2 protein-coding genes (1 of these 2 cut by a window edge) are annotated in these 13,592 nt (G+C 72.5%); both read right to left on the reverse strand.

The features are described 5' to 3' along the window. On the reverse strand, window positions 1-6,821 hold the 5' portion of the coding sequence (locus JHW41_RS12700) for a non-ribosomal peptide synthetase (RefSeq protein WP_250450644.1). Its footprint begins 5,605 nt before the window's first position; 6,821 of the gene's 12,426 nt are visible here — the first part of the coding sequence; it begins with the start codon at window positions 6,819-6,821; its stop codon lies off the left edge, out of view. After that, the gene (locus tag JHW41_RS12705) at window positions 6,818-13,540 is read right to left on the reverse strand and encodes a non-ribosomal peptide synthetase (RefSeq protein WP_250450647.1); all 6,723 of its coding nucleotides are present in this window, start codon (window positions 13,538-13,540) and stop codon (window positions 6,818-6,820) included. Before JHW41_RS12705 ends, JHW41_RS12700 begins: the two co-directional genes overlap by 4 nt. Window positions 13,541-13,592 lie beyond the last annotated feature (52 nt).

Below are 13,592 nucleotides of genomic sequence, written 5' to 3' on the forward strand. Positions count from 1 at the left end.
AGACGCACGCGGCGTCCGCTGAGCAAGGCGCCGAACAAGGCGGTGAAGCCCAGGTCGGCCGCGACCGTGGACAGCGTCGCCAGCGACGCATCTTCGGTCAGCTCCAACACCGGCAACACACCGGCGACGTAATGCGCCAGATTGCCCTGGCTCACCACCACGCCCTTGGGCGTTCCGGTCGAGCCGGAGGTGTAGATCAGATAGGCCGGGGTATCGATACCGACGTCCACGCGCGGCGGTTCCGCGTATGGCGCGGTGTCGGCCAAGACCGATTCGGCATCGAGCCAATGCACGCCGGCCGGCAGCCACGCCGGCGCAGCGCCCCAGCCGATCACGACATCCGCACCGCTATCGTCGAGCACGGCGATCTGGCGAGCATCGGGATGTTGCGGATCCAACGGCAACCATGCCGCGCCGCGATGCCACACCGCGGCCATCGCCGCCAGTTGCGCGAACGTCCGCGGCAGGCACAGCGCGACGTGCGCGCCCGGCAGCGTCCCCGCCGCGTCGAGCGCCGCGGCGATCCGTCCGGCCGCCGCGCGCAGCTGTGCGTAGGTCCAGCTGGCATCGCCCTCCTCCACCGCCACCGCTTGCGCCGGCGCTTGCCACAGCAGCGACTGCGCGGTGGCCGACGATGCCCGCTCCGGCAACGCCGCCGGCAACGCGACGGTTTCGCCCAACAGCTCGGCGACCGTGCAGTCCGGACGTTGCAGCAATCGCAGCAGGCTCGCCACGGCTAGATCGAGCATCGCCGCGACCGCGTCGCGGTCGACCCGCGCGGCATCGAGCAAGGCTTCCAGGCGCACGTGTTCGCGTTCGGACACGCGCAGCGTCAGCGCGTAGTGATTGGCCGCGCGGGTCTCGCGCACGCTCAATGCGAACGGCAGCTGCGCCGCCGCCATCGCCGGGAAGTTCTCGACCACCAGCAGGCTGGCGAACAACCGATCCGCGTCCAGGCCGCTGTCGGCGAGGATCTCGCCCAAGCCCACGGCTTCGTTCTCGGCGATTTCCAGCGATTGCCCGCGCAGCGCCGAAAGCAGGTCGAGCGCGGGCCGGCTTGCATCGACGCGCAGGCGCAGCGGCAAGGTGTTGATGAACACGCCGACCATCGACTCGACCCCGGCCAGATCCGGCGGCCGGCCCGAACGGGTCACGCCCAGCACCACGTCGTCGCTGTTGCCGTAACGCGCGTTCGCCAGCCCCCACGCCAAAGCGACGAGATCGCTGAGCGTGCAGCCGCGTTCGCGGCAGAACGCGCGCAGGCGCTCGCTGTCGTGCGCGCTGAGCCCGCGTTCGCATTCCTCGCGCCGGGTCGCGCCGGACGCGCCGGCGGGCAGCGCGGCGGCGCCGGAATATCCATGCAGACGCTCGCGCCACCAGCCGCGCTGGCGCGCCAGGTCCTGGCGTTCGCGCCAATCCAGGTATCCATCGAAACCGGGCGCCGGCGGCAGCGACAGCGCGATGCCGCGCACGTCGGAGGTATAGCGCTGCAGCATTTCGCCGACCAACAGCGGCGTGCTCCAGCCGTCGACGATGAGATGGTGGATGCTCCACGCCAGCCAGTAACGGCCGCCGCTGCGCGCGATCAGGCACATGCGCGCCAGCGGCGCGCGGGCGAGATCGACGCCGCGCGCGGCATCGTCGGCCAGCCAGCGCTGCAGTTGCGCGTCCTGCGCGGCCGGGTCGAGTTGCGACCAATCCAGTTCCTGCCACGGTGCCTGCGCGGCGGCCAGCACGATCTGGTGCGGCAGCGACAGCCCCTCCCACACGATCGCCGTGCGCAGCATCGGCTGCCGGCGCGCGGTCTCGAACCAGCTGCGGGCCAGCGCGGCCGCATCGAGTTCGCCGTCCAGTTCGGCCACCGTCTGCTGGAAGTACGGATCGGCGCCCTCGCCGCGCAAGCTCTCCAGCAGCACGCCGCGCTGCAACGGCGTCAGCGCGAACGCGCGCTCGATCGAACGCGCGTCCTCGCGCGCGGCCAGCGATGCGAATTCGCCGGCGTCCAGCCGCGCCTGCGGCAGGTCGCTGGCGGTCAGCAGGCCGCTGCCGGGCTCCAGGCAATGCGCCACCAGCGCCGACAGTTCGGCGGCGAAGTCGCGCGTCCACTGCTCGATGGTGACCGCGTCGTAGGCTTCGCCGGCGTAGTTCCAGACCAGGCCGAGCCGGCCGCCCTGCACCCGCGCGTTGATCTCGACCAGCGCGCCGGGCGGATTGTCCGCGCCGTTGCCGGAGGCCAGCGCGCGCGCGTCGACCTCGAACGCCGGATGCGCGCCGCCGTCGACGACGCCGTGGTAGTTGAACAACAGTTGCCCGGCCGGCAAGGGAGGTATCCGCCCGGACGCGGCCAGCGGCATGTATTCCAGGCCGCGCCGCGCCAGCGCGCGGATTTGCTCCTTGAGCGCGGCGATCTGCGCCGGCCCGTCGGTACCGGCGAGGTCCAGCGGCAACGGATGCACCGCGGTGTACCAGCCCAACACCGACGACCAGTCGCGGCCGTCGAGCACGTCGCGGCCATGCCGCTCGCGATCCAGCCACAGCCGGCTGCGGCCGGTGCGCGCGGCCAGCGCCCGCGCCAGCGCGATCAGCAGCAGTTCGTCGGTTTGGCAACGATAGGCCGCGCCCGCGCGTTCGAGCAGGTCCGCGGTCAAGCCCGCGTCCAGCGTCTGCACCACGCGGCCGACGTTGCGCTGGCGCGTATCGGCCAAGGCGACGGCGCGGTCCTGCGGCAAGGCCTGCATCGGTTGCGCCGCGACCTCGTTCCAGAACCGCGCATCGAAGCTCTGCGCCGCATCGGCCTGGGCCAGCGCCTCGATGTAGTCGGCATACGACGCGTTGCGCGCCGACGGCGTCCACGCCTGCCCGTGCGCCAGCGCCGCCAGTCCGTCGAACAGTTCGCCCAGCAGCAGGCGCCACGACACCGCGTCCACGATCAGATGATGGGCGCAGACCAGCAGGCGTTCGCCCTCGTCGCAGCGCGCAACGGTCAGCGCGGCCAGCGGGCCGGCCAACGGCGTGGCTTCCTGCATGCGCGCGAACTCGGCGTCGATGCGCGCGTCCAGGTCGGTCGCGCCGCGCCAGTCCCGCGCCTGGATCGCCGGCGCGGGACCGGGCGCGTCGACGCGCTGCCGCCACTGCCCGTCGACGCGCTCGAAGCGCGCCCGCAGCAGATCGTGGCGCTGCCACAGCGCCGCCCAGACTCGGTTCAGATGCCCGGCATCGAGCGGCTGTTTCAGCCGCAGCGCCACGTACTGGTGATAGCGATCCGGCTGGGCCGGCGCGCTGTCGAAGAACCAGCGCTGGATCGGGCTCAGGCCGAGCTCGCCCACCAGCGGCGCGGTCTCGGCCGGCGCGGCCTGCAGCGGCGCCAGATGCGGCGCCAGTTCGGCCGCGCTCTGGAACTGGTACATCAGCTTGGGCGTGACCGCATAACCGCGTTCGCGCAGGCGCGCGACCACTTGCAGGCTGCGGATCGAATCCCCGCCGAGGCGGAAGAAGCTGTCGTGGATGCCGACCTCGCACTGCAGCACATCGCTCCAGACCGCACACAGCGCGCGTTCCTGCGGCGTGCGCGGCGGCGTCCGGTCGGCCGGCGCGGGCGCGGGCGGCGCCGGCAAGGCGCGGCGGTCGACCTTGCCCGAAGCGTTGCGCGGCAAACGCGCCAGGACGACGAACTGGGCCGGCACCATGTGCGCGGGCAGACGCTCGCTCAGCGCGCGATGCCAGCCTTCGGCGTCGGCTTCGCTTGAATCTGCTTCGCTTGAATCTGCCTCGTTTGAGTCGGCCTCGCTGGAATCGGTCTCGCTGGAATCGGCCGCGACTGCGGTGGTCTCGCCGACGCGTTCCACCCACGCGACCAGCCGCTGCGCGGTGCCCTCGCCGACCACGCCGGCGGCCGCGGCCCGCACCCGCGGCAACTGCCCCAGGCAGTGCTCGATCTCTTCCAGCTCGATCCGATAGCCGCGCAACTTGATCTGGAAATCGGCGCGGCCGAGGAACTGCAGCTCGCCGTTGCCGAGCAGGCGCACGCGGTCGCCGGTGCGGTACATGCGCAGCGATTCGCCGGTCGGCAGGCGCAGCGGCGCGAAACGCCGCTCGCTGGCGGCCGCGTCGCCGCGGTAGCCCTCGGCCAAGCCGATGCCGCCGAGCGCGAGTTCGCCGCTCGCCCCGCGCGGCGCGATGCGTCCGTGCGCGTCGAGCACCGCGGCGATGCGCCCCGGCAGCAATCGACCCAGCGGTACCGGACGGGTCGCGTCCTCGGCCTGCACACGGTGATAGTGGCTGGAGATGGTGGCCTCGGTCGGGCCGTAAGCGTTGATCAGGCCGCGGCCCTGGTCCAGGCCGAGCTCGAACCAGCGCCGCGCGAGCGACACCGGCAGCACGTCGCCGCCGACCACCAGACAGCGCAGCGGCAGCCCGCGCCAGTCGTCCGCGGAGGTGGCTAGCAACAGTTCGTTGGCATACGCCGGCGCCAGATCGACGACGGTAACGGCTTGCTCGCCCAGGCAGGCGAGGAAGCGCCGCGGTTCCAGCAATTCGTCGGACTGCGCGACCACGCAGGCGCCGCGGCTCCAGGCCGCGAGCAGTTGTTCGAGGGTGGTGTCCACCGCTAGCCCGGCGACGTGCAGCACCCGGTCGTTCGGCGTCAGCGCCAGCGCGTCGGCCGCGCCGGCGATGTGCGCGGCCAGCGCGGCATGGCCGACCTCCACGCCCTTGGGCGCGCCGGTGGAGCCGGAGGTGTACAGCACATAGGCCAAGGGGTTCGACGAAGGCGCCGGGGCCTCATCGGTTTCTGCCTGCGCGGCCGACTGCAGCGCGTCCACCGCGACAATCGATTCCGGCGCGAACCACGCCCGCCCCTGCGCATCGGTCACGACCGCGTCGCACGCGCTGGCGGCGACGACTTCGCGCAAGCGCGCCTGCGGCCACTGCGCATCCAGCGGCACCACGCTCAGCCCGGCGCGCCACGCGCCCAGCAAGGCGCAGTACCAGTCCAGCCCGCGCGGCAGGCACAGCGCCACGCTGCGCGCCAGTGCGCCCAACCGCCGGCGCAGCGCGCCGGCGCGGGCATCGGCGGCCGCGATCAGTTCGCTATAGCTCAGCGTGCCCTGCGCGGTCTCCAGCGCGGTGCGTTCGGGGAACCGCTGGGCGATATGCGCGATCGTCTCGGCCACGCTGGCGACGGCCGGCGGCGCCGTCTCGCGACGATCGTCGAGTGCGAGTTCGGCGGCCGGCCACGGCCACGACAGCGCCGGCGCGTGCGGCTGCTCCAGCATCGCCGACAGGGCGACGAAGTAGCGTTCGGCCCAGCGCTCCACGGTGGCCGCATCCCACAGCGCGGTGTTGTATTCCCACACCGCGCTCATGCCGCCCGCGCCGACCAGCACTTCCAGGGTCAGTTCGTGCTTGGCGATATCCTCGGGCAAGGCCAACGCGCGCGCTTGCACGCCGTGCAGATCCAGGGCCAGGTCGGCGTCGTGGCGCAGCGCGAACATCAGCTGGAACAACGGAGCGTGACGGTTGCTGCGTTCGACCCGCAGGGCCTCGATCACGCGTTCCAGCGGCAGCGCCTGATGCTCCAGCGCGGCCAGTTGATGGTCGCGGCAGCGCGCCACCAGGGTGGCGAAATCGGGATCGTCGTGCAGCTGCGTGCGCAGCACCACGGTGTTGACGAACAGGCCGACCAGCGACTCCAACTCCGGCCGCACCCGGCCGGCGACCGGGGTGCCCATCAACAGATCGTCGCCGGCGCCGCAACGCGCCAGCAGCGCGGCGAAGGCGGCCTGCAGGACATGGAAGGCGGTGGCGCGCGAGGCTTGGGCGTAGGCGGCGACGCGCTCGGCCAATCCGGGCGGGAACGCCAGGCGCAGTTTGGCGCCGGCCTGGCCGAGCGCGGCCGGGCGCTCGCGGTCCAGCGGCAGCGCGTGCAGGTGCGGCGCGCCGGACAGCGCTTCGACGTGATGGCGCAGGGAATCGTCGAGCCGGTCGAGGGTGTCGCGCTGCCAGCGCGCGTAATCGCCGTACCGGCACGGCAGCGGCGCCGCCGCGTCCACCGCCAGGCCGCATTCGGCGCGATAAGCGCGGCCGAGGTCCTCGGTCAGCAGACCCAACGACACGCCGTCGCAGGCGATATGGTGGACCACGACCTGCAACCAATGTCGGGGCCCGCTGTCATTCTGCGCGCTGTCATCCTGCGCGCCATCGCCCTGCCCGTCCAGACGCAGCAACTGCATGCGCAGCGGACGCTGCCGCTGCAGATCGAACGGGCGCAAGCGGAAGCCTTCGACCGCCGCGTCGATCTCGCCCTGGCCGCGTCCGCGCAGGTCCGCCGCCTCCACCGCCGCGGCGCTGTCGCCGACGACGAGGGACTGCCCATCGCGCACGCACCGGTCGAGCGCGTCGTGGCGCGCCAGCAGGCGCCGCACCGCGCGCTCCAGCGCGGCCGAGTCCACTTCGCCGCGCAGTTCGAACAGCGCCGCCAGGTGGTAAGCGTGGCCGCCGGGTTCGAATTGCTCCAGGAACCACAGCCGCTCCTGGCCCAGCGACAGCGGCGCCGGCGCGCCGTCCGGCGCCGGTTCGATCGGCAGCGCGCGCCAGTCGCGGTTCGCGTCCTGCGCCTGGCTCAACAGCGCGATCAAGGCCTCGCGCCGGGCGCCGATATCGGCGCGCAACTGCGCGTCCAGCGGCGCGCGCGTCGCCTTGAAGGCCAACCGGCCGTCTTCGACGTGCAGCGCGATGCCCGCGTTGCGCGCGCGTTCGAGAATCTCGAGCGCGGCGCCCTCCGGCGTGGCGGCGTGCAGCCCGGTTGCTTCAACAGCGGTCATAGGAATCCCGATTCGATGACGGATTCGGCGCCGTCGCCGGCGCTGGATGCGAGCGCGGCGGCCTGCAGTGCGTCGATCAGCAAGGCTTGGTCGCGGATGGTGGTGGTGGCGAACAACCGGCGCAGGTCCAGGCGCAGGTCGAATTCCAGGGCGATCGCGCTGGCCAGCCGGGTGGCCAGCAGCGAGTGGCCGCCGAGGGCGAAAAAGTCTTCGGTAACGCCGATCGCGTCGCGTTGGAACAGCCGCTGCCACACCGCCAGCAGCCGGCGTTCGCTGTCGCTGGCCGGCGCCAGCCGGACCTGCGGCCGCAGCACGTGTTCGACCAGCGCCGCCAGGGCGCGGCGGTCGACCTTGCGACTGGCGCTTTGCGGCAGCGTCGCCCGGCATTCGATGTGCGCAGGCAGCAGATGCGCCGGCAGGCGCAGACGCAACGCTTCGCGCAGCGCCGCCGGGTCGGCCTCGCCCTGCACGAACGCCACCAGGCAAGCGTTGTCCTGCCCGGGCCGGTGCACCAGCGCGACCGCCTCGGCCACGCCCGCTTGCGCGCGCAGCGCCGCTTCCACTTCGCCCAGCTCGATGCGCAGGCCGCGGATCTTGACCTGGTGATCGCGCCGGCCGAGGAACTCCAGGCGGCCGTCGCGACGTTGGCGCACGCGGTCGCCGGTGGCGTACAGGCGCACGCCGGCCAGCGGCCCGCGCTCGGGCGTGCGGAACGCCGCCGCGGTCTTCTCCGGCAGGCCCAGGTAGCCGTGGGCGAGATAATCGCCGGCCAGGTGCAGTTCGCCGACCGACTCCGGCGGGCACGGCTGCCCCGACCAGTCCAGCACATAGCACTGCGCGTGCGGCAACGGATGGCCCAGCGCGATCGCGCGGCCGGGTTCGTAGCGGTCGGCGGTGACCAGCACCGACGCCTCGGTCGGGCCGTAGCCGTTGAGCACGACACGGCCGCGGCCCCAGCGCTCGGCCAGTTCGGTCGGGCACACGTCGCCGCCGAGCAACAGGTAACGCAGCGCCGGCAACGACGGCGGCGGCAGCGGCGCGAACACCGCCGGCTGCGCCACCACGTGGGTGATCGCCTGCTCGGCGAGCAGCGCCAGCAGGCCGTCGCCGGAACGGGTCAGCTCGCGCTCGATCAGGTGCAGGCACGCGCCCTGGGTCCAGGCGCACAGCCATTCCAGCACCGACATATCGAAGTGCAGGCCGGTGAACTGCAGCACGCGATCGCCGGGACCGGCCGGCAGCATCGCCTGCACCGCCTGCATCAGCCGCAGCGGGCCGCGGTGCGGCACCAGCACGCCCTTGGGCTGGCCGGTGGAACCGGAGGTGTAGATCACGTAGGCCGGCGACGCCGCATCGTGGTTGCGCGCCGGGTTGCGCTCGGGCTGCACGGCGAGTTCGCCGAGCAAGGCTTCGCTGTCGAGATCGAGTACGCGGCTGGCGCCGCCGCTCACGCACGCCAGGCCCGCGTCGCGCGCCAGCGCGAAGCGGCAGCCGGCATCGGCCAGGACGAAGGCGATGCGCTCGTGCGGATGTTCCGGATCGATCGGCACATAGGCGCCGCCGGCCTTGAGCACGGCCAGCATCGCCACGGTGATCGCGACGCTGCGGTCGGCCACCAGCGCCACCCGCTCGCCCGCGCTCAGGCCGAGCGCGCGCAGATGGTGGGCCAGGCGATTGGCGCGGCGATTGAGTTCGTCGTAGCTCAGGCAACGCCCGCCGCCGACCAGGGCCGGTTCGGCCGGATACCGCGCGGCGGTGCGTTCGATGCAGTCGGCCAGCGAATCGGGCATGCGCTCGGGCACGAACGGCAACGCGGGCCCCTGCCCGCGCGCGCGCCACGCCGCCCAATCCGCAGGCGCGAGCAGGCCGATCTGGCCGACCGGCGTGTCGACCAGTCCGGCGACGCCGCGCAGCAGGCGCAGCCAGTCGCCGAGCACGCGTTCGACGAAGTCGTCCGGCAACTGGTTGCGCTGGCTCTGCAGCAACAGGTGCAGGCTGTCGTCTTCCGGAGTGATCTGCACCAGCAACGGCAGGTTGGTCGCGCTGGCGGCGTGCACGAATTCGTAGGCCAGACCGTCGGGCAACCGCGCGGCGGTATCGAGCGGAATGTTCTCGATCACCAGCAGGCTGTGCAGCAGGGCCGCGCCGTTGGGGACGCCGGCCAGTTCGGCGATGCGCGCCAGCGGCAGGCGGTCGTGCGCCTGCACCGCGAAGCTGAGGTCGCGCGCCTTGCGGCACAACGCGCCGAAGTCCTGTCCCGCCTCCAGCCGCAAGCGCATCGGCAGGGTGTTGATGAACAAGCCGGTCATGCGCTCGGCCTGCGCCAGCGCCGGCGGACGGCCGCTGACGGTCAGGCCGAAGCAGACATCGGCGCTGTTGGTGTAACGGCTGAGCAGCAGCGCCCAGGACGCCTGCAGCACGCTGGTCAGCGGCACTCGCAGGCGCGCGGCGCATTCGCGCAGCGCGGCGATCTCCGCGCGCGCCAGCCGCGCCTCGGTGACGTAGCGGCCCTCGCCCGGCGCGGCCGGCGCCGGCAGTTCTTCGCCGCCTTCGTAGTCGGCCAGTTGCGCGCGCCAGAACGCGTCCTCGCCCTGCACCGGCTGCGCGCCGAGCCAGCCGATGTAATCGCGGTAACGCGGCGCCGGCGGCAAGGCCTCGCCGGCGTACAGCGTGAACAGTTCCTGCAGCAGCACCGCCGCGCTCCAGCGGTCGATCACCAGATGGTGCACGGTCAGCACCAGCCACGCTTGCGACGGCCCGGCGCAGACCAGGTGCAGGCGCAGCAGCCCCGGTCGTTCCAGCGCGAACGCGCTGTCGCGCTCGCGTTCGCACAAGGCCCACAGTTCGGCCTGGGTGCGGGCGCTGTCGCGGCCGGACCAGTCGTGTTCGTGCATGCTCGGGCCGGCCTGCACCGGCAACCACTGCACCGGTCGGCCGGCGTGATCCCAGTCGAAGCCCACGCGCAGGCTTTCGTGGCGTTGCTGCAGCGCCGACCAGGCCGCGACCAGGCGCGCGCGGTCCAGCGGGCCGGTCAGGCTCAGCACCTGCTGGTTGAGGTACTGCCCGGAATCGGGCGCGGCCAGGGCCGCGAACAGCAGTCCTTCCTGCAGCGGCGACAAGGGATAGGCGTCGATCGCATCGGCGTGCGCGGCGCGCAGGCGCGCGCCTTCGGCGGCGTCGAGCAGGCCGAACGGCGCCAGCGCCGCGGCCGGTGTCGGTTCTACCGGCGCGGGCGCGACTGCGTCGATCGCGTCCGCGGCGCGATCCAGATGCGCGGCCAGCGCCGACAACGGCCGGTGTTCCAGCAATTGCGCCGGCGTCAGCGCCAGTCCCGCCTGACGCGCGCGCGCGACCAGTTTCAGCGCGGCGATCGAGTCGCCGCCGAGTTCGAAGAAGTCGGCATCGCGGTCGATGCTGTCGCGCCCCAGCGCCTGCGCGCAGACCTGGCGCAGCAGCAACTCGGTCGGCGACGGCGGTCGCAGCCGCTGCGCCAGTTCGCGCAGGCTCGCGGTTTCCAGCAGCAGCGCCGGCGTCAGTTCGATCCCGCTCTTGCGCGCGCTGGCGACCAGCCGCAGGGCCAGGATCGAATCCCCGCCGAGGCCGAAGAACGAAGACTGCGGTCCGATCGACGCCTGCGGGAACAGCGGCTGCCACAGCGCCGCCAGTCGCGCTTCGAACGGTTCCAGCGGCGCGTCCTGCGCGGCCGCGGCGGGCTCGGCGGCGTCGAGCAAAGCCAGCAATGCGGCGCGGTCGACCTTGCCGTTCGCGGTCACCGGCACCGTGTCCACGCGCAGGCAGCGCGCCGGCACCATGTAGTCGGGCAAGGCCGCGCGCAACGTCGCCAGCGGGTCGGCGTGGGCGCCGCGATAGAACGCCGCCAGCGTTTGCGTGCCGTTGGCGCCCGGCGCGGCCAGCACCACCGCTTGTTCGACCCCGGGCACGGCGCGCAGGCGCTGTTCGACCTCGCCGGGTTCGACCCGGTAGCCGCGGATCTTGACTTGGTCGTCGGCGCGGCCATGGAACACCAGTTCGCCCGCCGGCAGCCGCTGCACGCGGTCGCCGGTGCGGTAGACGCGCTGCGACGGGTCGAGCGGATCGGGCAGGAAACGTTCCGCACTGAGCGCCTCGCGGCGCCAATAGCCGCGCGCCACGCCGATGCCGCCGATGTACAGCTCGCCGATCGCGCCCTGCGCCACCGCCCGGCCCTGTCGATCGAGCACGTACGCGCGGTAGTTCGGCAACGGCCTGCCGATCGCGACCGACGCGGTACCGCGCGGCGCCCGCTCGGTGTCGATGCAGGTCGCGCCGACCGTGGTCTCGGTCGGGCCGTAGTGATTGAACACCCGGCAGTGCGGCGCCAGCGCGCGGATCTGATCGACCAACGGCCAGGGCAAGGCTTCGCCGCCGAACACCAGCGCCTGCCGCGGCAGCAATCGCTGCGGCTGCTCCGCGGCGAGCAATGCCTGCAGGTGCGAAGGCACGATCTTGAGCACGTCGACGCGGTGGCGCTGCAAATGCTCGGCCAGCGCATGCGGATCGCGCGCCAGCGCATCGTCGATCAGGCGCAACCCGCGCCTGCTGAGCAAGGCGCCGAACAGCGCGGTATGGCCGAGATCGGCCGAAGCCGTCGCCAGGGTCGAGAACACCGCGTCCTGCGCCAGGGGCCGGTCCTGCTGCAATCGCGCCAGCACGCCTTCGACGTAACCGCACAGGTTGGCGTGGCTCACCGCCACGCCCTTGGGCTGTCCGGTCGAACCGGAGGTGTAGATCAGGTAAGCGACATCGTCCGGGTCGCGCGCGGTTTCGCCCAAGCTTTCGCCGGTCAGCGCGTCGGGAGCGAACCAGGCTGCCGCCGTGGGCAACCACGCCGGACGCGGACCGTCGCCCAGAACCACGCGCGCGCCGCTGTCCTCGACCATGTAGGCCAGGCGCTCGTCCGGCAGGCGCGGGTCCAGCGCCAGCCAAGCCTGTCCGGCGTACCACGCCGCCAGCATGGCGACGATCTGGGTTTCGCCGCGCGGCAGCGCCAGCGCGACCACGTCGCCGCCATGCGCCTGCAGCCCGGTGGCCAACGTCCGTGCACGCGCGCGCAGCGCGGCGTAGTCGAGCGTGCGCTCGCCTTCGTGCAAAGCGATGTGCGCATCCGGGGCCGATTCGATCCGCTCGATCGCGTGGCGTGCGCCCGCATCGATGGTTTCGCCGCGTTCGCCGGCCTGGCCGTGCCCGGCCCAGTCCAGCGCGTCGAGCCTGCGCGAAGGATCGGCGACGATCCGCGCGAGCAGTTCGACATAACCGTCCAGCCAGCCCGACACGGTCTGCGCGCCATACAAGGCATCGCTGTAACCGATCTGGCAGCACAGGTCGGCGCCGTTCTCGAACACGGTCAGGATCAGTTCGTGGGCGGCGCCGCGCATGCCCATGTGCAGCGTTTCCATCGCCACCGCCTCGCCCCAGCCCAGCCGGGCCTGCGAGTAGGTGAAGAAATGCTGGAACAGCGGCGCGCGGTCGGAGCGCCGCGGCAGCGCCAGTTCGTCCAGCAGCCGGGTCAGCGGATAGCGCTGGCGTCGCAGCGATGCGTCCATCTGCGCCTTCAGCGCCGTGGACAGGTCGGCGAAGCGCTGCCGCGGATCGAGCTGCGCGCGCACCGGCACCGGATTGGCCAGATAGCCGACCAGATGCCGGTGCCGCGCCGCGTGGCGTCCGAGCGTCGGCGTGCCGATCACGAAGTCGGCCTGCCCGCTCAATCGCCACAGCCACAGCTGGTAGGCGGCGAGCAGCACGATGTACGGGGTGACTCCGAGCGCGGTCGCAGTCGCGCGCACCTGCGCGCTCAAGCCCGGGTCCAGGTCGCGCTCGATCCGCTCGCCGCTCCACTGCCGCAGCGGCGGGCGGGCGAAATCGGTGGGAAGGTGCAACTCGCTGGGCGCGTCGCGCAACAGGGTTTGCCAGTACTGCGCCGCGTCGCGGCCGCGATCGCTGTCGAGGTACTCGGCGTTCTCGCGGCTCCACTGTTCATAGGACGCGGCGGCGGCGTCGGCGGTGCCGCCGCTGAGTTCGGCGACCAGTTCGCGCGCAAGGATCTCGCAGGAATAGAAATCGGCGACGATGTGGTGCAGCACCAGCGAGACCACCACCCGCTGGCCCACGCGCACGCTGGCCAGCCGCATGACGGCGGCCTGTTCCAACGCAAACGGCCGGTCGGCCTCGGCCAGCAGCGTGCGCTTGGCCTGCGCCAGGTCGGCATCGGCGGCCAGCGCGCGGCATTCGTTGCGGTGCTCGGCGAGGATGCGATAGCACGGCTCGCCGTCGCGCTCGCCGAACTGCGCGCGCAGCATCGGATGGCGCGCGCACAAGCGCTCGAACGCCGCCGCCAGCTGCGCGTCTTCGATCCGGCCGTCCATGCCGAGCACGGCGGTGCAGTGGTAGGCCGCGCTGTGCGGCGCGAGCCGGTGCAGGAACCACAGCGCGCGCGGGTTGGCCTGCAACGGACGCCAGTCGAAATAATCCGGCTGGGCCGCGAGGATCGCGTCGATCTCGTCGCGATGTTCGTCCAGCGCGCGCTGCTCGACGGGCGCGAGCGCCTCGCCCTCGCGCGCCGGCATCGTCCAGCCCTGTGGACCGCGTTCGAGCGTGCCGCCGTTGCGCCAATAGCTTGCGAGGATCGCGCTTGCGGGAGCCGGACTCGTGGAGGCCGGGCTTGCGGGGGTCGAGGACGCCATCGTGTGTTTCCTTCGGTGCATCGCGGCCCGCGAACGCGTCGCCGGGCCGGTC

This window comes from Lysobacter enzymogenes, assembly GCF_023617245.1.
In the GTDB taxonomy this organism is placed as follows: Bacteria; Pseudomonadota; Gammaproteobacteria; order Xanthomonadales; family Xanthomonadaceae; genus Lysobacter; species Lysobacter yananisis.